Below are 22,773 nucleotides of genomic sequence, written 5' to 3' on the forward strand. Positions count from 1 at the left end.
CCGCGAAGCAAGACTTCGCGGCTTTTTTGCGCAATGAAGGAATAGCCGTGCGTAAAGCCGCTTTTCGGCAGCGGCGTCTTGCCGCTCGGCGCGGACCGAATGCCCGCTCAGCGGGAAGACAGCGCCGCATTCGGTTCGGCGGACCGGGAAGCGGAAGCTTCAGCCTTCCCGCTCCGAGGCCCGGGAACCGCGGAAGCCCCGTATTCCCCCGGGCCGCGTTCCGGGGAATGCGGCGGCTGCGCCGATGCCGGGCGCAGCTGCGGCGTGAGCCCGGCGTAAGGGCGCTCCCGCCGCTTGGCGGCGGCGGGCCGCAGCGCGGCGAAGCCGACCGCCGCGAGCACGAGCTGCGCGGCGAGCAGCCACGGCGCCGCTTCCGCGCCCAGCGGCGCATTCAACAGCGCCGGAGCCGCCGCGAGCAGCGGCACGATGCGCCGCAGCACGGGCCGTTCGGCCCGGTAGCCCGGCTCGAGCAGCCGGGCGGCGAGCAGCGCCGCCAGCAGCCACGACAGCAGGCGGCAGAGCGGGAGCCACATGGAGCCGCCCAGCTCGGGCTCCCGGGCGAACTGCCAGCCGGCGGCGCCCGCCGCCGCCAGCAGCGCAGGCACGAGCGCCGGCGTCAGCAGGCGCAAAAAGCCGCCGCCCCAGGAGGGACGCTCTTCTCGCTCGAGCAGTATGCCCAGTTCGTGGCGGGTCCGCTCCAGCTCGCGGTGCAGCGCTTCGTGCAGCAGCGGAAGGCGTTCGGAACCGCCTTCATGCAAATACAGCGCAAGCTGCCCGTCCAGTTCCGACGCGAAGCCCTGCATGCCCTGGCAGAGCAGCAGCCGCTCGCGCATCCGGCTTTCCAGAGCGGGAGACGGCATCCTGCCGGGGCCTGCGACCGCTTCGTCCAGCAGCGCGGCCGCGGAGCCGATCGCTTCCAGCGCCGCCCGCAGGCGCCGTTCCCGGTTGGCCGCGCGCCGGCTCAACGCCCGGCGCGCTTGTTCGTAAATCCATATCGCAAATGCGGCCGTTGCCAGCCAGACATAGGTTTCCATTCCGATTCGCCTTCCTCTCGCATAACCTTCCCTACCCACTATTACACAAGCATGCGGCCTCTTCAAGCGTTCCGGCACGCTAACCGCCGCGAATTGTCGGTATCTTTGAAATCCGGAAGGATTCGAAGGCCCGCCGCGGCGCGCCCGATGGGCGCTCATGGACAAACGGGGCGGGGGCGCGTACAATTCGGGGCGCGGGGGAAGACGGAATCCGGTCCTTCCGGCAGGGAGCAATGCCGCGCCGGAGAGGAAAGCCGCAGGGAACCGGGAGGGACGAAAGGTTATCCGCCCCGGCGAGAGCCGTCTTCCCCGGAAACGGGTATAGGAGTAAAGAAGCCGAATCGGCAAATATCCGGCCGTCCAGACGGCCGAACGAAAGGACGGAACAACCATTGATGAAAATATTGGTACTTGGAGCGGAGGGCGCGATCGGACGCCGCATCGTTAAGGAAGCGCTGGATCGGAAGTGCGAAGTGACGGCGCTGCTGCGCGACGCTTCGCTGCTGGGCGAAGAGCGGGCTGCGCTGCATGTGCGGGAGGGCGATCTTCTGGCGCCCGGCGCGATCGCAGAAGCGGCCGCGGGCTGCGAAGCGATCTTGAGCGCGTTCGGTTCGGAGCCCGGCGAAGGCCCGCTGCTGCCGGAAGCGGCGCGCATGATCGTGGAAGGAGCCCGGACGGCGGGCGTTGAACGCCTGATCGTCGCCGGCGGCTCCGGCACGCTGCTGGCGGAGCCGGGCGTCCGTCTGATGGATACGCCGGATTATCCGGCGGAACTTCGGCCGCTGGCGCAGGCGCATGCGGACGCTTACGAAATTTTTGCGGCGAGCGACCTGGAATGGACGTATGCCAGCCCGGCCGCCTGGATCGAACCGGGACGGCGCACGGGCAATTTCCGTATCGGCACCGTGCTGATGGTTACCGACGAAGAAGGACACAGCCGCATCAGCGTCGAAGATTTTGCCGCCGCCGTCATCGACGAACTGGACGACCCGAACTTTATCCGTTCGCGCTTCACGGTCGCGTATTGATTCGGCCTGCAGGAGCAAAAGGCGCGCCGGATCTTCGAGAGGGAAGGAGACGAAGCAGACCATGTTAATCGTTACTTCAGAGCAGATGAGAAGAATCGACCGCTGCACGATCGACGAACTGGGCATTCCCGCCTCGGCGCTGATGGAATCCGCCGGACGGGCGGTCGCCGAAGAAGTGCTGGATTTTTGCCGGGGCCGGCTGCATTCGGCCGGAGGCGCGGCGGGAGCCGGAACGCGTCCCGACGGTTCGCCCAAACGCGGCGTAACGTCGGATAGTCCCGTGCTGGAAGATAAGCTGATCGCTCCGTTTGACGGAGCGGAGCGGGAGCACTGGCTCATTCTCGCGGGAAAAGGCAATAACGGAGGCGACGGGTTGGCGGCGGCGCGTTATCTGCAGGACGCCGGCATAAAGGTCTCCATTCTGTGCGCCGAAAGCCCGGATTCTTTTTCGAAGGAAGCGTCGGTGCAGTTCGCGGCGGCCCGGCGTTCGGGCATTCCCGTGCTGGAGACGCCGGGCCTTCCTTCGGATGCGGATTTCGGGCCGTACACGGGCCTCGTCGATGCCTTGTTGGGCGTCGGCGCGAGCGGAGAACCGCGCGAGCCTTACGGCGGATTGATCCGGGCGGCCAACGGCAGCGGCCTGCCGATCGTGGCCGCCGACATTCCCAGCGGCCTGAACGCCGATACGGGACAGACGGCGCAAGCCTGCATCCGGGCGGAGCGCACGGTGTGCATCGCCTTTCTCAAGGCGGGGCTGGTCCAATATCCGGGGGCGAAAGCCGCCGGCGAAGTCCGCGTGCGTGCCGTCGGCATTCCGCGTCTGGCCGCTTCGCGTATCGACGAGGGGCCGAACGCGCATTTGATTACGGAACATTCGCTGCGCGAAACGCTGGAAATCGACACCTCGCGGAAGCGGGCGGAAGACAGCCACAAAGGTACTTACGGCCATGTGCTGGTCGTGGGCGGCAGCCGTCTGATGAGCGGAGCGGGCTTCATGGCTTCGCGTGCCGCGCTGCGCATCGGCAGCGGACTGGTCACCTGGGCGCTGCCGTCGGCGCTGCTGCCGGATATCGTCGGCCACGTGCCGGAGCTGATGGTCGCCGAGGGGGCCCAAGGAGACGGCTGGAACCGAGATTCCGCCGAGACGATTCTGAAGCTTGCGGAAAAAATGGACGTGTTGGCGGTCGGGCCGGGGCTCGGCCGCTTCGAAGACGACACGGAATGGCTGAAGGAGCTGTGGACCGGTTCGGACGTGCCGCTCGTGATCGATGCGGACGGATTGAATATTTTGGCCGATGCCGGCGAATCCCTGAAAGATTGGGGCCGCCGCGAGAACGTCGTGCTGACGCCGCATCCCGGCGAGATGGGCCGCCTGCTGGGCGTGCCGACCGCGGAGCTGCAGAAGGATCGCCTGGGAGCCGCAAAAGCTTACGCCGCGGAACACGGCGTGACCCTCGTGCTGAAAGGCGCCCGCACCGTCGTCGCTTCGCCGGAAGGAGCGCTTTTCGTCAATACGACGGGCCACCCCGGCATGTCGACCGGAGGAACGGGCGACGTGCTGACCGGCGTCGTCTCCGGGCTGCTCGCCCAAGGGTTGTCGCCGCTGCAGGCCGCCGCGTTCGGCGTCTACCTGCACGGACGCGCCGGAGAACGCGCCGCCGAACTGCGCGAGCATCCGGCTTCGCTGCTGGCCAGCGACGTGATCGAAGCGCTGTAAGCGTTCGGGCGCAGGACTTTCGATCGGACGGTTTTTTCCGCCATGCAGAAAAGCCCTCGGAAAACGGATTTCCCGTTTTGGAGGGCTTTTTCTGCTCGGCCGAAACCGACCTTTGCTTTTTTATACTTTGAATCGGTTAACGGCTTCTTCCAGCTTTTCCATCGTGGAGCGAAGAGCGGCAGAACGGTCGTCTACGTTTTCGAAGCCGGAGGTCTGCGACTCGATGGCCGCCAGAATTTCTTCGGTACTCGCCGCGGTCTGTTCGGCATGTGCGGATACCATTTGAACGAATTCCAACATTTGTTCCTTGCCTTGATTGAGACCGGTCATCTCGGCCGCGAGATCGCGCGTCGTTCCGCTCATCTGCTGCAGGGAGGCGCGCATCTCCGCGAAAATTTCCGACACGTCCCGGACTTTTTCTTCTTGAGCGCGGGTTTGTCGGTTGGCGGTCTGAATCGCTCCCACGGTTTGCTCGCCGGACTCGATTACATTGGTTACAAGGTTCTGGATCCGGTTCACGGAGACTCCGACCTCTTCGGACAGCTTATTGATCTCGCTCGCCACGACGGAGAAGCCGCGTCCGTGTTCGCCGGCGCGCGCCGCTTCGATTCCGGCATTCAGGGAGAGCAGGTTGGTCTGTCTGGAAATGCGGTGAATATCTTCGGCCATCACATGGATCGCTTCGATATCCCGCATCAGCGTCCCGAGTTTCTCTTCTACGGAGCGGGAGGCGGCTTCGTTCGTGCGTATGCCATCAAGCAAATCGTTCATGAGCAGATCGCCCTTTTCCTCTTGCTTGATGGCCAGCAAGCTTTGTCCGTTCAAGCCTTCGGCTTGGGAACGGCCGACCGAGATGCCCTCGGCCAAGCTCTGAATTTCGCGCATGCCCTGTTCGACGTATTCGGCCTGCTTGGAAGCGGAGGAGGCGATTTCCTGAATCGATCCGTTGATGTCCGCCGCGATTTTTCTCGTCCGGCCGGTCATATCGTTGATTTCCCGGGCGCCGGAAGTGCCGAGCAGGGCAGATTCTTTCACTTCCGACACGATGGACTGAATCTTGGCGATGAACAGGTTGGCGGCTTCGCCCAGATGCCCGATTTCGTCTTTCGAACCGATCGTCAGCCGCTGCGTCAGATCGCCTTCGCCTTCCCCGATTTCCGTCATGGCCCGCCGGAGCGCGCCGATCCGCTTGACCTGCCGTCCGATTACGACGAACAGGAGGCCTGCCGCGACTGCAAGGCCGAGCGCGGCGGTCAGGATCGTAATATGCAGAATCGTGTCCAGCACCTCGTCGGACAGAATCAGAACGAGCGTTTCTCCATTGGAAAGCGTCGCGAAATGGTAAGCGGCTTTTTGTCCGTCGAACGAATCCAGCACCGGTTTTCCGTTTTTCAGGCCGGACTGCATCAGAGCCGAAAACGAAGCGTCCGGTTTAAAGCCTTCGGCCTCCGTAGAAAAGGTCAATTGTCCGGAAGCGTCCAGCACTCCTGCGAACTTGACGTCATCGCCGAGCTGTTCTTTAAGATCGGTCAAGACGGTGCGGGCTCCGATCTTTTGCTCCAATTCGGTCAGCTTGGCCCCGTCTCTGCCGACTTGGATAATGCGGGGGGAGGACCAGCCGGATACCCCGACAAATTTATACAGCTTGCCGTCGACGGTCCGGTTCTGGGCCGGCTGCGATACGGACGTTTCGCCGCCGGTGATCAGCTTCATGAATTCGTAAGCCTGCGCTTTGGGATCGGCTCCGAAGTCGAAATCGACCTTTTCGCCGAAGTTGGTCAAGGCAAGCTTGCCCTGTTCGTCGGAAATCCACACTTCGTCGATCCCGGCTTTTTGGACGAGAGCTTTCACTGTCGCGTAATCCAGACTGCCCCGGTCATAGAGGTAAGAAAGCAAAACGGATTGTCCGATCATTTCCTGTTCCATGACGTCTTCTGCGGTTTTTTGCGCAATAAGCGCGTTTTCCAATCCGATTTTGGCCGTGATCAGCGTCGTGTTCTCCTTGCGGAGAAGGCTGTCTTCGGTCAGTTTGTAGGCAACTCCCGCAATGGCCGACGAAACAAGCGCCATTACGATCACAAGCGGAAGGATCATTTTCATTTTCATGGATGTCATATTCGTTCGTCCCTCTTTCTCTCTTTCGGTATCATCGACCCGGTATTATATCGGCAGCTTCCGAGCCGCTTTTTAGATGGCGGACAGAGAGCAAAAATAAAGGACCGCAGCCGTCGGGATATTCGATATCCACACGGCTGCGGTCCTTCGTATTTTCAATAAAGCTTGTCTTATACCCGGAAAGTCGACACCGACAGATGCAGCTGGTCCGCAAGTTGAGCCAGTGCCTGCGAAGAAGACGCGGTCTGTTCGCTGGCGGCTGCCGACTCTTCGCTGGCTACCGTGATGCCGCTGAGCGTCTGCATGACTTCCGCCGTCTGGGCGGCCTGTTCTTCGCTGGCCGCGGCGATCCCGTTCACCTTGAGCGACGTGCTGCCGACGCGGTCGACGATTTCGTTGAAAGCGCGTCCGGACTCGCCGGCATGCTGCAGATTCGTATTGACCGCAGAAACGCTCTTCTCGATGTTGGACTGCATGGATCGAATGATGGATGTAATTTCTTTGGTGGCCGCGCCGCTGCGCTCGGCCAGCTTGCGCACTTCGTCCGCGACCACGGCGAAGCCGAGTCCCGACTCGCCGGCCCGTGCCGCTTCGATCGCCGCGTTCAAGGCAAGCAGATTGGTTTGCGCGGAGATGTCGTCGATGACGCCGATGATATCCCCGATTTTTGTGGAATGCTCTTCGAGCTTGCCGACCTGGAAAGTCACGTCTTCCATGCTCTGCAGGGCAAGCTGAATCGTTTCCCCGCCGGCATGCGCCATTTCCACGGTCGCGTTCGACAGTTCGGCGGCGTCTTCCGCGCCCTTCGCCACGTCTTCGATCGCCACGGCCATGTCTTTGAACAGTTCGTTGATGGAACGCGCCGATTGCAGTTGAACGGACGTTCCGCCCGCGATCTGTTGGGTGCTGGCGGAGATTTGCTCCGAGGAAGCCGCCACGTTCTGTGCCGAATCCTGGATGCCGCCGATCAGAACGGACAGCTTGTCGACCATTTTGTTGACGGACAGCGACAGTTCGCCGACTTCGTCTTTGGACTCGTAGTCCGATTTCTTGCGCAGGTCGCCGTCGGCGATCTCTTTCAGAATGTTGTTGATCCGTTTGACCGGACTGCTGATCATGGCGGTTACGAGGGCGACGAGCAGGAGACCGAAAGCGAGCGAAGCGGCGATGACGATCATCGTCCACAGCGAAGCCCGGGCTACATCGGCTTTGGAAGCCGCATCGGCCTCGGAAGCCAACTTTTCGTTGAGAGCGCCGAGTTCTTCGATGGTTTCGTACATTTCGGTGCTGACCGGTCCCACTTCGTCGGTTACGTATTTTTGGAAAGCCGCGTCGCTCGACGTTTCGGCCAGCTCTATAGCGTTTGCGTAGAGCTTCTGGTATTCGGCCCAATAGTTATCGAATTCGGCCAGCAGAGGCGTTTCCTGTTCCGACAGGTTGGTCGCCCGATAAGTATCCATGCTTGCGTTTACTTTGTCTACGAGCGGATTAATCGTTTCCGCGATTTCCTGCTTTTGAGCTTGAGTCGTGGCGATCGCGATATCGCGCGAGGTGATACGCAGCTTCAGCAGCGTGCTTTCGGTAGCCGCCAGATTTCGGATCGGGATCATGTTTTCGCTGTAAAGCCTATTGAGATTGTCTCGCATCATGTTGATGTTGGTAAGACCGTAGAGACCGACGCCCGCGGTCAGCAGGGTCATTGCCATGACCACCATCATAAGCTTCGTTAAAATTTTTCGATTTCTGAACCACCGCATCCTGTCATCACTCCATTTTATTTTTTAAGCCTTAACGGCTTCGACTCTTGTTCCGGTGTCTATATGTTTTTTCGTCACCCGAACATCATTTTTTGATATCGGATTCTCATAAATGTAAAAAAAATATATTTTTAAGTCCGTATTCCAGGCTGCCAAGCATAAAAAAATACCGTCGATCCCGAAAAAAAGGGACGGCGGTATTTTGAAATAAAGCGGACTGCGGTCGCCCGCTTTCGTTATGCGTCGTTCCGGATCGTTGCCGCTTCGGCAGCGGGAGCGGCCAGGCGTTCGCGGCCTCCCATATAAGGACGCAGCGCTTGGGGCAGATAGATCGAACCGTCTTCGAGCTGATGATTTTCCAGCAGCGGAATCAGCAGACGCGGGACGGCGGCCGCGGTATTGTTCAGCGTATGGCAATAATGCAGCCTGCCGTCCTCTCCGCGATACCGAAGACCGGCACGGCGGGCCTGGAAATCGCCGACGTTCGACGCCGAATGCGTCTCGCCGTAAGCGTTCCGGCTCGGCATCCACGTTTCGATATCGTACTGCTTGTAATTTTTTTGCGACATGTCCCCGATGCAGACGGCGACTTTGCGGTACGGGAGTTCCAGCAGATCCAGCAGATCTTCGGCGTTGCGCGTGATCTCCTGCAGCAGCCGCTCGGATTGTTCGGTTTCGCCCCGGCAGATCACGACCTGTTCGACCTTGGCGAACTGGTGTACCCGGTACAGCCCGCGCACGTCGCGCCCCGCCGAACCGACTTCGCTGCGGAAGCAGGTCGAGACGCCGGCGGCGCGGATCGGCTCCGTCACGTCGAGGATTTCGTCCGCGAAATACGCAATCAAGGGGACTTCCGACGTTCCGACCAACCAGGCGTCCTCGCCTTCGATCCGGTAAGCCTGATCCCGACCGGTCGGGAAAAAGCCGGTGTCGCGCATGGCCCGGGTCCGAACCATCAGCGGAACGTCCATGCCGGTGAACCCGCGCTCTTCCAGCAGATCGAGCGCCAATTGCTGCACGGCGCGCTGCAGCTTCAAGCCGTCGCCTTTCAGAAAATAGCTGCGGGCGCCGGCTACCTTGACACCGCGCTCCGTGTCGAATAATTCATGAATCTGCCCCAATTCGACATGATCCCGCGGCTCAAACTCGAACCGGGGCGGCTGCCCGGTTACGCTTACGACGACGTTATCCGCATCCGAACGGCCCGCCGGCGTGTCCGGCGACACAAGATTCGGCACGCGATCCATCAGATGCCGATAGCGCTGCAGAACCGTATCCAACTCGGCTTCGGCCGCCGCCAGCGCCTCCTTATCCGCACGCATGCTTTCCTTCTCCCGCCGCGCTTCGTCCCGCCGCCCGTCTGCGATCATTGCCCCGATCTCTTCGCTGCGGCGGTTGCGCCGGGCGCGCAGCGTCTCCGCCCGTCCCGCCAATTCCCGTCTGCGATCGTCCGTCTCCAGCAGTTCCGCGATCGAGACCGCGATGCCTTTGCCGTCCGCCGCCGCCTGAAATTCCGCCGCCCGTTCCCGGATATTCCGAATGTTCATCATGTTTTCGCACGCTCCTTTGGATGGGGTGAAGATAAAAAAACGCAAAAACGCCCTCTCGTTTGGGACGAGGGGCGTGTGATCTACGCTCGCGGTGCCACCCAACTTGACCGTTCGCAGGGAACGATCCGCTCTGGAGTATCGCGGTAACGGGCGAATCCCGGTTGACTTAGGCGGCCTGCCGCAATTGGCGAATGTGAGGCGGGCCCTTGACGAAAACGCCTCGGAGTTGGATGCTCTTCATCGGCACGGTGAAATCTAAAATTGTGATTCCCAGTATAGCTCGGGGATCGTCAGGCGTCAACCGGCGGGAGAGAGGGAGGAAAGCTTCGGACTTTTCGGCTTACGCAAAAAAAGAGGCCCGGATTCGGGGGAATCCGGAGCCTAAGGCGTATCCTGCTGCTTATGGAGTTGGAGATACGCCGGAAGGGAAGGAGAAAAAGATATGATGAAGCGGGTCCCGGCAGCGGAAGCGAAGTCTGGATGATAGATACCGGTCGGGAAGCCGCGGAACACCCGGTAGGGGAAAAGGCGGCAAATCGTTTGGGAATCGGACGGACTGAAGTTGGCGGGAAGGGATGTCCGATTTTGTCGAATGCTGATTAGCTTGCTTGCGTTTCGATCTATATTCCGGCGCGATCCGGAATGAAGCCTGTCATTAGGCGGTGATTCCGTTGTAGCGGCTGGTCAGTTCTTCGAACCATTCTTTGTCCTTGAGCTGCAGCGCGAGATCGATCAGGTTGTTGAGCTCGTGACGCTCCAGTTCGACCTGGTCGTTGAAGCTGACGTTTGCGGAGATCGTAATGCGCTCTTCAGGAGCCTTGGAAAGATCGATGTCGACGTTTACTTCGACTTCGGCGTCCATGTATTCTTTTTTCAGGAAGTAGATCACTTCGCAGAGGATAACCGGTCTGACGTAGCTCTCGAAAGAGCAGTCCATGACTTTGACCCAGTAGTGCGAGTTGGAGAAGTGCAGCGTCTGTCCGGCTTCCGTGTTGTCGGCATTCGGGACGTCTTGGGTCAGTTCGAGCAGAACAGGCTCCGCTTCGAAAAACTTCGTGATTTGTTTGTGGAGAACTTCCATGATTCCTTGTGTATTCAGCGTGATCATGACTGCTGCACCTCTCTCTTGGTTAGTTGTTTTTTGTCGGTTAATGAATGACTTTGTCGATTTTTGTTGGTGTTTTGTTTCATTGAATTATTTATCGGTGAAGGAAAACGAAAGTTTATAGCTTTTTTAAAAAGATTTCGCAAAATCTACTCGTAAAAGATTAATAGGAACTTCTTCCGATACGCGCCTATTTTCACGGACGCAAAAAAGTACCGGAGGGTCCTAGAGAGGACCTTCCGGTACTGGGAAGTGCGAGCGGTCAGAACGTTTACTTGTCGAGTTTCGGCAGTTTTTTCGCCTGTTCCTCGACTTCGCGAATCGGATCTTCGTGCGTTTTCGGCTCGACTTTCTTGGAAGTGAACCAGCCGATCAGCGCGATGGCGACGAGAACGATGTAGAAAGTCGATTTCCAGATCGTACCTTCGACAAAGTCGTGCGGCACGACGCCGATCGCTTCGTGGCCCAGCGTGTGCATGCCCAGCTTGACGCCGACCCAGCCCACGATGACGAATGCGGCCGTTTCCAGACCCGGACGGGAGTGCAGCAGGCCGACGAACAGGTTGGCCGCGAAACGCATGATCACGAGGCCGATGAAGCCGCCCGCGAAGATAACCGCAAACTGTCCCGTATCCAGGCCGCCGATGGTGCCCCAGTTGGTCGGAGGGAGAGCCACGGCGAGCGCCACGGCCGCCAGAATGGAGTCCACCGCGAACGCGAGGTCGGCCAGTTCGACTTTGAACACGACGCCCCAGAAGCTGACTTTTTTCTTGCCCACGCCTTTGCCTTCCGCGGACTCTTCCGCTTCGTCCGTTTCCGACTGCTTATGGCGTATAGCCTTGATGATATGATTAAGCGAGATGAACAGCAGGTACGCCGCCCCGATGGCCTGAATCCACCATACGTCGACGAGGAACGAGATGATGAACAGGGAACCGAACCGGAGCACGAATGCTCCCACGAGACCGTAGAACAGGGCTTTCTTGCGCTGTTCTTCCGGCAGGGGCTTAACCATAATGGCCAGTACGAGCGCGTTATCCGCGGCGAGCAGGCCCTCCAGCGCGATGAGTACGAGCAGTACCCATCCGTATTCCAGCGCCAATGACAAATCCATGAGCTTCTCTCCTTTTGGTAAGGGATGAATGTCTTCCCTATTCTTTATCCATGAAAAGACCCCAATAAAACAAAAGAGACTTTTACCGCCAAAGGGTACGGTTATCCAAAAAAGAATAAACGTAACCTAAAGCGGTAAAAGTCTCGCTAACAACGATGGTTGCCAACAAAGCCGGGGATGCGATCCCGTATTGACGACTTTGCTGTAAAAGCTACTCCCTCTTACCCGGTTAAGGAAAGATTAAGTATGAAATTGGGGTCTTCCATAAATTTAAGTTCATCTTAATGGATAAAACGGTCGCTTGTCAACAAGAAAAGACGGAAATGGATTCCTTCTCTCCCATAAGACGGCTTCGCCGCGCTCCAAGCTTTGGGGAACGTCGATCAGCCGCTGATTGGAGCTGCCCCGGTACAGCAGCGACACGTCGCGCAGCTCCTGCACGAAGCGCCCGTCGACCAGCACCTGCCCGCGCCGAAGCAGTTCGTATTCGTCGGAACCGGGCCGCTGCGCAAGCTGTTCGAACGTGTAGCCCGTGTACATCCAGACGTTGAGGTCCGGGATGCTTTCTCTCGCCAGGTCGACGAAAGCGGCCGCTTCGGCCGCGGAGAAGAACGGATCGCCTCCCGCCAGCGTCAAGCCGTCGAGCAGCGGATTGTCCGCCATCTCGCGGACGATCTGCCGCTGACGCGTCTCGTCGAACGGCTCGCCGTAGTCGAAATTCCAAGTCCGGGCGCTGAAGCAGCCTTTGCAGTAATGTCTGCAGCCGCTGATGAACACGGAAGCGCGAAGGCCTTCCCCTTCGTTGATCGATTCGGGGTAATACCCGCAGATGTTCATAACGTTATGCCTCCCTGAAGTTCGGCGTTTATCGAGGCTGCGCCGCGGAACCGGCATGTTTGACGCGGTCTCGGACTTCGGCCTGCTTCGCCCCGTTGAAGCGCGTCTGATAGTCGCCCGTCAGGTAGCCGGTGACCCGGCGCAGGCGGGAGATGCGGACTTCGGTTTCCTTTTTCCCGCAGGACGGGCACGATTCCCCGATGATGCCTTCGTGTCCGCACGACGTGCAGCGGTCGATCGGATGGTTGATGCTGAAGTAGCTGACGTTCTGCTCCAGCGCGTAAGCGACGATCTTGCGGAACGCTTCCGGATTGCTGCGCACGTTGCCGTCCAGCTCGATGTACGAGATGGCTCCGGCGTTGCACAGCTCGTGGAACGGCGCTTCCAGCGAAATTTTGCGCGCGGCCGTCGTCTGATAATAGACCGGAACATGGAACGAATTCGTATAATACTCGCGGTCCGTCACGCCCGGCACCGAGCCGTATTCGCGGGCGTCGTTCTTCGTGAACTTGCCCGACAGCCCTTCGGCCGGCGTGGCAAACAGCGTGATGTTCAAGTCGTGCTTCTCGCTCATGACGTCGCAGTAAGCGCGCATATGACGGACGACCGCGAGCGCTTTGGCGTAGACGTCTTCGTCTTCGGCGTGATGCTTGCCGTACATGGCTTTCATCGACTCGGCGATGCCGATGAAGCCGATCGACAGGCTGCCGTGCTTCAGCAGGTCTTCGACTTTGTCGTCCGGTCCCAGCTGCTCGCCGCCTTCCCAGACGCCTTCGCGCATCATAAAGTCGGACGCTTTTGCCGGCTGCTTGGCCTGGATGCGGTAGCGGTGCAGCAGACCGACCATCGCCGTATCGAGCGCCTCGTCCAGCATTGCGTAAAAGCCTTCCTCGTCCGCCCATTTGCGCTCGCCGAGCGCGATGCCGTTTTCCAGACCCAGCTTGACCAGATTGATGGTGTTGAACGACAGATTGCCTTTGCCCGACAGATGATTGCGGCCGAAACGGTCGGCGATAACGCGGGTGCGGCAGCCCATCGTGGCGAATTCCGTATCCGGGTCGCCCGGCACGTAATGTTCCTGATTGATCGGCGCGTCCAGATTGGCAAAGTTCGGATACAGCCGCTTGGTCGAGCATTCGACCGCTTTCAGGAACAGATCGTAATTGGGATCGCCGATGTTCTGGTTGACGCCTTTTTTGCATTTGAAAATCTGGATCGGGAAGATCGGCGTCTGTCCTTGTCCCAGTCCGCGCATCGTGGCGTCCATCAGGCTTTCCATGACCAGACGGCCTTCGCTGGACGTGCAGGTGCCGTAGTTGATGCTCGTGAACGGAATCTGCCCGCCGCCGCGGCTCGACATCGTATTGAGGTTATGGATGAGGCTTTCCGCCGCCTGGAACGTCTCCTGGCGCGTCTCCTGGCAGGCGTAGCGGTAAGCGTGCGGATAACGGTCGCGCAGCTCCGTATTGTCCATATAGATCTCGTCGTCGGAAGGAGCGGCATTCTTCCCTTCATTAGAGAAATCCGAAGAGAGAGAGCCGCCGTCTTCGGCGAAAGCCTCGAAATAAGCCAGTCCTTTGCGGAAATGCTTCAGGAACGAACGGCCGACGTAAGGCGCCAAGTCGTAGTCGATTTTGTTGGCCGATACGCCGCCGTACTGCGCGTTCTGCTGGCACTGGAAGATGATCGCGACCAGCGCCATCGCCGTCATGATCGTCCGCGGCGTGCGCAGATCGCCGTTGCCCGTGCTGAAGCCTTCGGCGAGCAGCTTGTCGAACGGGATGAAAATGCAGTTGGTCGTGCCCACCGCGTAATGGTCGAGGTCATGCACATAGACGGTGTTGCCCCGGATGGCCGCTTCCACTTCCTTCGGCAGCACGTGGCGGCGCGCGTACCATTTGGCGTACTCGCTGCCGAATTTGCTCATTTTGCCGGAAAAGCTGTCCCCGTTCAGGTTGGCGTTCTCGCGCAGCGTCTCGGTGTCGAGGCTGTCGGCGATGTCGCGTCCGAGCCGGGTGATTTCCTCGAGCGCGTCGTCCTCTTTGCGGTTAACGGAGAGTGGAAGGGTCATGCTCATTGTGGATTCCGTCCTTTCGATAGGGAGTATTATGTAAGCCGCAGCCCGAATGAAGCAGGGGCGCGGTTTCGGTCGTTTTCGCTTCCGAACACCATATTTGGCCTTCGGCTACTTAATTTACACCTAGATATGGTGTCTGTGAAGCGAAGAGAGAGGAGTTGCCACATAATGGACACAAAGAGGGGGCGAAATTTTACCGAATTCGTCAAGGTTGAAAACGTCCTTTTCGCGGGAGGCCCGCAGCGGCGCGATCCGTGGACAAATTCGATTTTCCGGCGAAAGAAGAGTACAATGAAAAGACGCAAAAACGGAGTTGACACCGCGTCGAATCCGTGACAAAGGAGGAAAACAAGATGGCGATTGCGGAAGTGACGATCATCCCGATCGGAACGGGCACGACAAGCTTGAGCGGTTATGTGGCGGAAATGCAGCGGAAGCTGGAGACGCTCGAAGGCGTCGAATACGAATTGACCTCGATGAGCACGATTATCGAAGGACCGCTGGATCGGATTCTGGAGGCGGTGAAGGCGCTGCATGAGCATACGTTCGAGTCCGGGGCGCAGCGGGTATCGACGTCGATCAAGATCGACGACCGCCGCGACAAGGCAGGCTCGTCCGTGCAGAAGCTGGCCTCGGTGCATGCAAAGCTGGCCGAACACGGCGGGACCGAATGACGCGGAGACATGAAAAAAGCCGCGGAACCCGAAATTTCGGGATTTTTTGAGAAGAGGCTTGCGCATCCCTGAGAAAGGTGTATAATAGATTTCGTTGCTGTTAAGACAGCAAGATACGCTGATGTAGCTCAGGGGTAGAGCAACGCACTCGTAATGCGTAGGTCGGGGGTTCAATTCCCTTCATCAGCATCCAAGGCAGACAGGAAAGCGCGAGTTTCGGGAAACCGGGGCTCGCGCTTTTTGCTGTGCCGTTCTTTTTCGGAAAAACCCGGTATTTCGAACCAAAATCAAGCGATTAAGCAAAAGAGGACCAAAATCCTAAAAATTCGACAAATTGTGCCGTAATATATAGAAAGAAAGCAAAACGGCGGCAGAAGGATCAAATAATCGGTCGAAAAGGTGATGAGAACAGTGGGAAAGGCATCGGAGGACCGAAAAACAGGGCTCGACGAGACTTCGCGGCGCGCAAAAGGCAAGGTCAGCCTGCGCGCGCTGTTTTCGGGTCTCGTGGCTTTGACTTTTTTGATGACGCTGGTTCTTACGCTGTTCGCTTCTTACCGTTCGGAACAAAAGCTGCTGGAGACGCGCACGCTGGATGCCAACGTTCGCGAATCGGAGCGGGTGGGCCATGCGATGAATATGCTGTTCTTCTCGATCGGCAAAAGCTTGACGGCTTTCGCGGACGAATTTACCGAACTGGCGACGCTGCGTGCGTCCGCGGAAGCGAAACATGAGCTCAAGCTCCTCTATGACAGCGGAGGTTATTTTTCTTTCGTGTTCGTGGCGGGTGCGGACGGCAGTATATCGGCTTTTTACGAAAACGAAAAAGGCAATCAAGGCAAACCGGAGCGTGTCGACGAGGCAGCGCTGAGCGAAGCCGTAAAAGCCAACAGGTCGTTCCAGTCCCAACCTTACAAGGATGCATACGGAGAAATGGTCATGCTGATCAGCGAGCCGGTCTATACCGAGGAAGGCGTGTATCTGGGAATCGTCGGAGGCGCGCTGCATCTGCATGCGCCGGATGTGCTGGGCGAGCTTTTCGGCGGGCAGTCGGTCGACGAGACCGGATCGTATACGTATATCGTCGACGCGGCCGGCCGGCTCATCTACCATCCGAATCCGAAACGAATCGGAGAGAATGTGAGCGCCAATCCGGCGGTCGCTCAATTGGCACTCGGGAACAGCGGGCAGGGGAAGCTGGTCAATTCGGAAGGCAGAATGTTCCTGGTCGGTTATACAGCTATACCGACGACGCGCTGGGGGATTGTAGCCCAGACGCCGACGGATCTGATAGACGCGCAGCAGATGGAACAGATGCGGGGAACGCTGATGGTCGTACTGGGACCGTTTCTGGCGCTGTCCGCCCTCGCGCTCTTCCTGGCCAGGCGGCTGGCGGCTCCGTTTGTGTCGTTGGCCGATTTTGTCGCGCATGCGGCGGATCGTCCCCAGGACGAAGTCATGCCTTGCATCAAGCGGCATTGGAATCGCGAGGCCGACCTGCTGAACCGGGCCGTCATGCGAACGGTGCGGGAGATGAAGCGGCAGAATCGCGACTTGAACGATTTTGCGCTCAAAGATTCGCTGACCGGCCTGCCGAATCGCCGGTCGCTGGACGAGACGTTGGAGAAGCTGGCAGGCGACAATCAGCCGTTTTCGCTGCTGCTGATCGATATCGACCGCTTCAAGTCGGTCAACGACCGCTACGGGCATGCGGCCGGCGACGAAGTGCTTCGATCGGTCGCCCGCAAACTGGAGGAGACGATTGACGGCAGCGATGTGTGCGGACGTTACGGGGGAGAGGAGTTTATCGTCGTTTTGCCGGGCCGCAGCCTGCCGGAGACGTACGAGATGGCCGAATCTCTGCGCTTGGCGGTGGCTGCCCACGAAAACTCGCTTCGCATTCCCGTTACCCTGTCGATCGGCGCGTCGATCTGCCCGCTGCAGGCCGCGCGCGTCGACGATCTGTTCGAGCTGGCCGACCGGGCCCTGTACCGAGCGAAGGAAGGCGGCCGCAACCGCGTCGTGGTCTGATTTGACCGGCGCGCCGGCCGTACGGCTTCGGTCTTGAACCTGCATACACAAAAAGAACGCGTTTCCCTCGGCTGCCGGGATTAACGCGTTCTTTTTGTTGGCTCGAAACTTTCCGAAGTCATTCGCCCCCGCCCCCTCCGCCGTCTCCGCCGCCGGAATCGCAGCTTCCGCCGTCATAAGACGAAGAGTGCCCGCAGTCGTTATGCGAGTGGGAATGCGAATGGTTGTCCGATCCGCCGAAGAAGAAAAATCCGCTGCCGGAGTTCGAGTAATCGCCTCCGCGCGAATGCGACCGGGATCTGCCGCTTTTCGGGTTGATCAGGGAGAACGCCACGAACGCGATAATCAGAATCCAGATGAACGCTGCCATACGATTGCCTCCTTGTAATGAATAAAATGGAAGGACGGAAAGCGGGAATTCGAGTTTCCCTCCTTGCTTCATATACGCGCGAAGGAAGGAGAAAGTTCGTTTTCGGCGAAAAAAGAATGATATCCCGGAAGAAAGCGACTTTGGTCCCTGAAAAAGGATTTCGAAAAGGGCGGAGCATCCCGAGCCTTTGCAGGGAAGCGGGAGCATACGCCTATTTCCGGGCCTCTGCTCGCGATCCTGCCGCCGAGTATGATAAAATACTTGTATCGAAAACGAGAACGTATGATCTGTTTATCCGAGGAGGAACGTTATGAGCATCGACATGATCAAGCCGCCGGCGGAAGTGCTGCACGAGCGCGAACTTACGGCGCTGCGCGCGGAAGACCGGGGCAAGCGCCCGCCGAACTGGAAGCTGTCGCCCGCCGCCGTCCGGGACTTTCTGATCGGGCGGGAGAAGCCGGCCGAGCTGGACGGTGAATACATACCCATCACGCGCAAATTTTACGGGAACGACGTCCTGATCGAACGGGCGGTGGTAACGCTGGCCGGCAACCGGGGGCTGATGCTCGTCGGGGAACCCGGCACGGCCAAGACGATGCTGAGCGAGCTGCTGGCCGCCGCGATTTCGGGGACGAGCACCAATACGATCCAGGGAACCGCGGGCACGACCGAAGATACGATCAAGTACTCCTGGAATTACGCGATGCTGCTCGATAAAGGACCGTCCGAGGAAGCGCTGGTGCCGTCCCCGCTCTACCAGGGGATGAAAAAGGGCATCCTCACCCGGTTCGAGGAGATTACCCGCTGCCCGTCGGAAGCGCAGGACAGCTTGATCAGCATCATGAGCGACAAGGTCATGAACATTCCCGAGCTGGGCGACGGCGTGCTGTTCGCCAAGCCGGGCTTCAACGTGATCGGCACCGCGAACATCCGGGACAAAGGCGTCAACGAGATGAGCAGCGCGCTTAAACGGCGGTTCAACTTCGAGACCATCCGGCCGATCGAAAACGTGAAAATGGAAGCGAAAATCATCGAGTCGCAGGCTTCGAACCTGCTGAGCCACGGAGGCATCGACGCCTCGGTGGACCCCGACGTGGTGGAGCTGCTGGCGACGACCTTTATCGAACTGCGCACGGGCCGTACACGCGAAGGCTATAAGATCGAAGTGCCGCAGGCGGTCATGAGCACGGCCGAAGCCGTCTCCGTGTACGTGCAGAGCGCGATGACTTCCTATTATTACGAAGAAGGCGGACTGTCGCTGGAGCGCCTGGTGCAGAACATGCTCGGCACGGTCGCGAAGGAAAACGCGAAGGATCTGGGCGCGCTTCAGGCGTATTTTTCGAAAGTGGTCAAGGAACGGGCCCGCACGGAGCCGCTGTGGGACGCCTACTATAAGGAGAAAAAATGGATCGGCTGAAGGCGTCCGCGTTCGGACTGCCGTTTTGCTCGGCGGCGCGCGGAGAAGCGGGCGAAGCCGGCATTCATGGCGCGGCCGGGGAAGGATCGGCCGAATTCGTCGCTGCCGAAGGAACGGCGGATGCGCCCCGTCGATCCCCGGAGGACGAAGAACTCGGCCTGCCTCCCGGAACGGAAGCCGAAATGCAGGAGATCGACGGACTGTTCGCGGCGAAAGTGTTCGATTTGAACGGGCCGGTCGTGCATTTTCCGATCCGGCATCACAGCCCGGCATGCTCTCATCATCTGCTGCGGACATTCGCGGCATACAACCCGGACATCGTGCTGATCGAAGGGCCGGAGAGCGGCAATCCGCTCGTTCCGGTGCTGGCCGATCCGGCAACGAAGGCGCCGGTAAGCCTGTATTACGGCTACGAGGACGAGCACGGCCGGGGCGCCTGCTATTTCCCGCTGCTGGATTATTCGCCGGAGTACGCGGCGATCCGGGAAGCGGCGGCGCGGGGAATTCCCGCGCGCTTTATCGACCTGGATTACCGCGGCAGGCCGGAAGCCGCCGAGGAGGGCGGCAAAGCGTCCGCCCAGGACGAGGCGCTGCTGGCGGGCTCGGCCTTTATCGGGCGGCTGTGCCGTTCGAGCCGTTCCCGCAGCTTCGACGAGCTGTGGGAGCGGGCGTTCGAGATCGGCGGACTGAGCCGCGATACGCGCGAATTCGCGCGGGGCGTATTCGCGTACTGCACGCTGTCGCGAATGGCGTACCCGCCGGAGAGACTGAGGCTCGAAGGCGACCTGGCCCGCGAAGCGCGGATGCGGGAGCTTATCGCGGAGGCGCGGGAGAGCTTCGGCCGGGTGCTGGTCGTGACCGGAGGGTTCCACACCTACGGTCTGGTGGCCGGCGAGAAGGACGGCGGGGAAAGGGACGGCGGCTTTGCCGCGGCGATCGGCGCGGATTCCGCCGCTTCCGCCGCGAAGGCGGAAGCGAACGATCCGGGGAGCCGCCCGGGGACGGGTCTTCGCGAAGAGGCTGCGGACGCGCCGCCGGACGGGCGGCCGACCCGCTATGGCGGAGGAAGCGGGGAGCCGCTTCTTAAGCCGATCTATCCGATGGTGTATACCTTCGAGGAGGCGGACCGCCTGAACGGCTACGCCAGCGGCATGCCGCATGTCGGATACTACGACCGGATCTGGCAGCTGCTGAAGTCCGGCGAGACGAAGCCTTACGACCGGGCCGGACTGGAACTGCTGGCGCGGCTGGGCAGGGAGCTGCGCCGCGAAGCCGAAGGCGTATCCACCGCGGACGGGATCGAGGCGTACGGCCTGATGCAGGGACTGGCGGCGCTGCGAAGCAAGAGTCAGCCGGGCGCCTACGAACTGACGGATGCCGTGACGTCGTCTTTCGTCAAGGGCGAGCGCACGATCGCCGCGGACCGGCCGCTCGGGAAGCTGCTGGAGCTGATGACCGGCGACCGGATCGGCGAAGTGGCGCCGAACGAGTTTGCGGTTCCGATCGTCGAAGACTTCAAGGCGCGGGCGGCCGCCTGCCGCCTGAATCTGAAGTCGACGGGAAGGCACAGGAAGGCGCTTGAGCCGTACGCCAAGCCGGCGCACCGCGAAGCCAGCCGCCTGCTGCACTGCGCGGAGTTTCTCGGGACGGAGTTCGCGAACAAGGAAGCGGGGCCCGATTGGGTCGCGCGGCGGGACATGAACCTCGTCCGGGAGACGTGGACGTATTCGTATTCGTCGCGGACGGAAGCTCGCCTGATCGAGAACTCGATCTACGGAGGAACGGTCGCCCAGGCGGCCGAAGCCAAAATCGCCGAAGAACTGAACCGCGTGCCCGAGCATCACAGCGGCGAAACCGCGCTCTGGCTGCTGCGCGCGCTCGTTATGGGGCTGGAAAGCCTGGCCGGCCGGCTGTTCGATCGGCTGGAATCGGCGCTGCGCCGGGACGGAAGCTTCCTGTCGCTGTGCGGCACGCTGGAGCAGCTGGACCGGATTCGTTCCCATCGCCGGCTGCTCGGCGTATCCGACGAACGGCGCCTGCGCCGGCTTGCGGAGGAGGCTTACGCGGCGGCGGTCCTGCGTCTGCCGGGTCTGAACGGACTGAAGCCGGACGAGCAGCCGCAGGCCGTCGAAGGGCTGAAGCTGCTGCATATGCACGCCGCCGGGAGATCCGGCGGCGCGGACGATTTGGATAGTGCGGCGGATCTCGGCGGTGCGGCGGATCTCGGCGGTACGGACGTTCGCGGTAGTACGGCGGCTGGCGGAGGCCGGGCCGGCCACGGAGGAGCCGCCGCGGACGAGAACTTCCGCGATCGGCTGGGCGAGCTGCTGGCCGTGCGCGACCTGGCCCCGAGGCTTGAAGGCGCGGCGGCGGCGATTCTCGTCCGGCTGGGTCAGACGGCGCCGGACGACATTTCCCGGCGGGCCCGCGCCTATATGCTGGGAACGCCGGATCAGGTGCTGAAAAGCGCCGATTATTTGCAGGGCGTGTTCGCGCTGGCGCGCGACGCGCTCATGCAGGACGACATCCTGCTGGCCGACCTGAGCGGGCTGCTGGAACGGCTGCCGCACGAAGATTTCCTGCGGCTGCTGCCGGAGCTGCGGCTTGCCTTCACGTTCTTCACGCCGCCCGAGACGTCGCGGATCGCGGCCAAGGTGGCCGGGCTGCACGGCATTCCGCCTTCCCGGCTGGAGCGGCCGGCGGCGGACGAGGCGGCGCGGCTATCGGCGCTGAAGCTGGACCGGGCGATTCGAGAGGAGTTTGCCTTATGGAAACTGGAACCGGAAACGAACACAAAAGAGGAATGAGCGGCGAAGCGCTGAACCGCTGGCGGCTGCTGCTGGGCTCTTCCGCCGACGAGCCGCTTGCCGAGACGGGCGGCTACTCGCCGCAGGACTTCGCTTACCGCGAGCTGGACGAGCTGCTCGGCTATTTGTACGACCGGGAATACGGCGAGGAGCAGGGCTATCGCGGCCGGAAAGGCGGCCGAGGCGGTTCCAGCCTGACCGTGCCCGGTTGGCTGGGCAAAGTCCGCAAGCTTTTTCCCAGGGAGACGGTGGAGATCCTGGAGAAGCAGGCGCTGGACCGATACGGCCTGAACGAGCTGCTGACCGACAAGGCGGTGCTGGAATCGCTGGAGCCGAACATGAACCTGCTCAAGAATATCATGCAGTTCAAAGGCCGGATGAAGGGCGAGGTCGTGGCCAGCGCCAAAGAGATCGTGCGGCAGGTCGTCGAAGACCTGCGGCGCAGGCTGGAGTCCGAAGCGCGCGAGAACATCGCGGGCAAGCGGAGCCGCTACGTCGCCGGGCGAACCCGCTCGCTGCGCAATCTCAATATGAAGAAGACGATTTCCCGCAATCTCAAAAATTACGACCGCGACAGACGCCGCTTCGTGGTGGACCGGCTGTATTTCGACGGACGGGTACAGCCTTACAACAAATGGCATGTGATCATCGCGGTGGACGAAAGCGGCAGCATGCTGGATTCCGTCATTTACAGCTCGGTCATGGCCAGCATTTTTTACCGGCTGAACGCGCTCAAAACGAGCCTGTTCGTGTTCGACACGGAAGTGGTAGACCTGAGCGGGCGGCTGGAAGATCCCGTGGACGTGCTGATGAGCGTGCAGCTCGGCGGAAGCACGCATATCGCCAAGGCGCTGCGCTACGGCGAGACGCTGATCGAGAACCCCGGACGCACGCTCTTCATCCTGGTCAGCGATCTGGAAGAAGGCTTCGCGCCGCAGCACATGTACCGGGCCGCCAAAGACATTCTGGACGGAGGCTCGCGCATGCTGGTGCTGACCGCGCTCGACTTCGAAGGACACGGTTCCTACGACGAGCGCGCGGCGAGAACGCTCGCGGACATGGGGGCGGAAGTGGCGGCGATCACGCCGAACGCCCTGGCGGAGTGGATCGGCCGGGTCATCAATTAAATCGAATCCTATC

The 22,773-nt window shown here is 60.4% G+C and carries 16 protein-coding genes and 1 tRNA gene; 8 read left to right on the plus strand and 9 right to left on the minus strand.

The window, feature by feature from the left end; genetic code table 11:
- Window positions 1-107: 107 nt before the first annotated feature.
- On the minus strand, window positions 108-1,034 hold the full coding sequence (locus GYN08_RS18970; protein ID WP_166277622.1) for a hypothetical protein: 927 nt from the start codon (window positions 1,032-1,034) through the stop codon (window positions 108-110).
- 395 nt (window positions 1,035-1,429) lie between these two features.
- Here GYN08_RS18970 and GYN08_RS18975 point away from each other — a divergent pair, with 395 nt between their 5' ends.
- Window positions 1,430-2,062 carry an NAD(P)-dependent oxidoreductase gene (locus GYN08_RS18975; protein WP_166277625.1) on the plus strand — a complete coding sequence of 211 codons (633 nt, stop codon included), beginning with the start codon at window positions 1,430-1,432 and terminating at the stop codon, window positions 2,060-2,062.
- A 61-nt stretch (window positions 2,063-2,123) separates the two neighbouring features.
- Complete coding sequence (locus GYN08_RS18980) at window positions 2,124-3,779, plus strand: NAD(P)H-hydrate dehydratase (RefSeq protein ID WP_166277628.1); 1,656 nt, start codon at window positions 2,124-2,126, stop codon at window positions 3,777-3,779.
- A gap of 120 nt (window positions 3,780-3,899) precedes the next feature.
- Here GYN08_RS18980 and GYN08_RS18985 read toward each other — a convergent pair whose 3' ends face one another.
- The 7 genes from GYN08_RS18985 to GYN08_RS19015 form a co-directional block, all read right to left on the minus strand.
- Window positions 3,900-5,894 (minus strand): methyl-accepting chemotaxis protein, encoded by a 1,995-nt coding sequence (locus GYN08_RS18985; protein WP_166277631.1) that lies wholly within the window; start codon window positions 5,892-5,894, stop codon window positions 3,900-3,902.
- Between the two features lie 170 nt (window positions 5,895-6,064).
- The gene (locus tag GYN08_RS18990; RefSeq protein WP_166277634.1) at window positions 6,065-7,651 is read right to left on the minus strand and encodes a methyl-accepting chemotaxis protein; all 1,587 of its coding nucleotides are present in this window, start codon (window positions 7,649-7,651) and stop codon (window positions 6,065-6,067) included.
- A 236-nt stretch (window positions 7,652-7,887) separates the two neighbouring features.
- Entirely contained in the window at window positions 7,888-9,201 is a 1,314-nt protein-coding gene (serS, locus tag GYN08_RS18995; protein ID WP_166277637.1) for a serine--tRNA ligase, read from the minus strand.
- 655 nt (window positions 9,202-9,856) lie between these two features.
- Window positions 9,857-10,309: an IDEAL domain-containing protein gene (locus GYN08_RS19000; protein WP_166277640.1), complete on the minus strand. Its 453-nt coding sequence runs from the start codon at window positions 10,307-10,309 to the stop codon at window positions 9,857-9,859.
- 268 nt (window positions 10,310-10,577) lie between these two features.
- Window positions 10,578-11,420 (minus strand): TerC family protein, encoded by an 843-nt coding sequence (locus GYN08_RS19005; RefSeq protein WP_166277643.1) that lies wholly within the window; start codon window positions 11,418-11,420, stop codon window positions 10,578-10,580.
- Between the two features lie 276 nt (window positions 11,421-11,696).
- Window positions 11,697-12,257, minus strand: a complete 561-nt coding sequence (nrdG, locus tag GYN08_RS19010; protein ID WP_166277646.1) for an anaerobic ribonucleoside-triphosphate reductase activating protein — start codon at window positions 12,255-12,257, stop codon at window positions 11,697-11,699.
- 28 nt (window positions 12,258-12,285) lie between these two features.
- Complete coding sequence (locus GYN08_RS19015; protein WP_166277988.1) at window positions 12,286-14,328, minus strand: anaerobic ribonucleoside triphosphate reductase; 2,043 nt, start codon at window positions 14,326-14,328, stop codon at window positions 12,286-12,288.
- Between the two features lie 359 nt (window positions 14,329-14,687).
- Here GYN08_RS19015 and GYN08_RS19020 point away from each other — a divergent pair, with 359 nt between their 5' ends.
- From GYN08_RS19020 to GYN08_RS19030, 3 genes are all read left to right on the plus strand, one after another.
- Window positions 14,688-15,008 carry an MTH1187 family thiamine-binding protein gene (locus tag GYN08_RS19020; protein ID WP_166277649.1) on the plus strand — a complete coding sequence of 107 codons (321 nt, stop codon included), beginning with the start codon at window positions 14,688-14,690 and terminating at the stop codon, window positions 15,006-15,008.
- A gap of 117 nt (window positions 15,009-15,125) precedes the next feature.
- Window positions 15,126-15,197: transfer RNA gene (locus tag GYN08_RS19025), tRNA-Thr, on the plus strand.
- A 222-nt stretch (window positions 15,198-15,419) separates the two neighbouring features.
- Entirely contained in the window at window positions 15,420-17,039 is a 1,620-nt protein-coding gene (locus GYN08_RS19030; protein WP_166277652.1) for a sensor domain-containing diguanylate cyclase, read from the plus strand.
- A 118-nt stretch (window positions 17,040-17,157) separates the two neighbouring features.
- Here GYN08_RS19030 and GYN08_RS19035 read toward each other — a convergent pair whose 3' ends face one another.
- Window positions 17,158-17,409 carry a hypothetical protein gene (locus GYN08_RS19035; RefSeq protein ID WP_166277654.1) on the minus strand — a complete coding sequence of 84 codons (252 nt, stop codon included), beginning with the start codon at window positions 17,407-17,409 and terminating at the stop codon, window positions 17,158-17,160.
- 316 nt (window positions 17,410-17,725) lie between these two features.
- Between GYN08_RS19035 and GYN08_RS19040 the strand changes: the two genes are divergently transcribed.
- From GYN08_RS19040 to GYN08_RS19050, 3 genes are read left to right on the plus strand one after another with little or no spacing between them, the layout of a single operon-like run.
- Window positions 17,726-18,826: an ATP-binding protein gene (locus tag GYN08_RS19040; protein WP_328802983.1), complete on the plus strand. Its 1,101-nt coding sequence runs from the start codon at window positions 17,726-17,728 to the stop codon at window positions 18,824-18,826.
- The gene (locus GYN08_RS19045) at window positions 18,814-21,633 is read left to right on the plus strand and encodes a DUF5682 family protein (protein ID WP_166277660.1); all 2,820 of its coding nucleotides are present in this window, start codon (window positions 18,814-18,816) and stop codon (window positions 21,631-21,633) included. The genes GYN08_RS19040 and GYN08_RS19045 overlap by 13 nt, the downstream gene beginning before the upstream one ends.
- Window positions 21,594-22,760: a VWA domain-containing protein gene (locus tag GYN08_RS19050; protein WP_235946391.1), complete on the plus strand. Its 1,167-nt coding sequence runs from the start codon at window positions 21,594-21,596 to the stop codon at window positions 22,758-22,760. Before GYN08_RS19045 ends, GYN08_RS19050 begins: the two co-directional genes overlap by 40 nt.
- Window positions 22,761-22,773: the final 13 nt, after the last annotated feature.

This window comes from Saccharibacillus alkalitolerans (assembly GCF_011090185.1).
In the GTDB taxonomy this organism is placed as follows: Bacteria; Bacillota; Bacilli; order Paenibacillales; family Paenibacillaceae; genus Saccharibacillus; species Saccharibacillus alkalitolerans.

Coding starts and splice junctions, on each gene's coding strand:
- GYN08_RS18970 (WP_166277622.1), bottom strand. CDS start 1,034: ATGGAAACCTATGTCTGGCTGGCAACGGCCGCATTTGCGATATGGATT.
- GYN08_RS18975 (WP_166277625.1), top strand. CDS start 1,430: ATGAAAATATTGGTACTTGGAGCGGAGGGCGCGATCGGACGCCGCATC.
- GYN08_RS18980 (WP_166277628.1), top strand. CDS start 2,124: ATGTTAATCGTTACTTCAGAGCAGATGAGAAGAATCGACCGCTGCACG.
- GYN08_RS18985 (WP_166277631.1), bottom strand. CDS start 5,894: ATGACATCCATGAAAATGAAAATGATCCTTCCGCTTGTGATCGTAATG.
- GYN08_RS18990 (WP_166277634.1), bottom strand. CDS start 7,651: ATGCGGTGGTTCAGAAATCGAAAAATTTTAACGAAGCTTATGATGGTG.
- serS (WP_166277637.1), bottom strand. CDS start 9,201: ATGATGAACATTCGGAATATCCGGGAACGGGCGGCGGAATTTCAGGCG.
- GYN08_RS19000 (WP_166277640.1), bottom strand. CDS start 10,309: ATGATCACGCTGAATACACAAGGAATCATGGAAGTTCTCCACAAACAA.
- GYN08_RS19005 (WP_166277643.1), bottom strand. CDS start 11,420: ATGGATTTGTCATTGGCGCTGGAATACGGATGGGTACTGCTCGTACTC.
- nrdG (WP_166277646.1), bottom strand. CDS start 12,257: ATGAACATCTGCGGGTATTACCCCGAATCGATCAACGAAGGGGAAGGC.
- GYN08_RS19015 (WP_166277988.1), bottom strand. CDS start 14,328: ATGACCCTTCCACTCTCCGTTAACCGCAAAGAGGACGACGCGCTCGAG.
- GYN08_RS19020 (WP_166277649.1), top strand. CDS start 14,688: ATGGCGATTGCGGAAGTGACGATCATCCCGATCGGAACGGGCACGACA.
- GYN08_RS19035 (WP_166277654.1), bottom strand. CDS start 17,409: ATGGCAGCGTTCATCTGGATTCTGATTATCGCGTTCGTGGCGTTCTCC.
- GYN08_RS19045 (WP_166277660.1), top strand. CDS start 18,814: ATGGATCGGCTGAAGGCGTCCGCGTTCGGACTGCCGTTTTGCTCGGCG.
- GYN08_RS19050 (WP_235946391.1), top strand. CDS start 21,594: ATGGAAACTGGAACCGGAAACGAACACAAAAGAGGAATGAGCGGCGAA.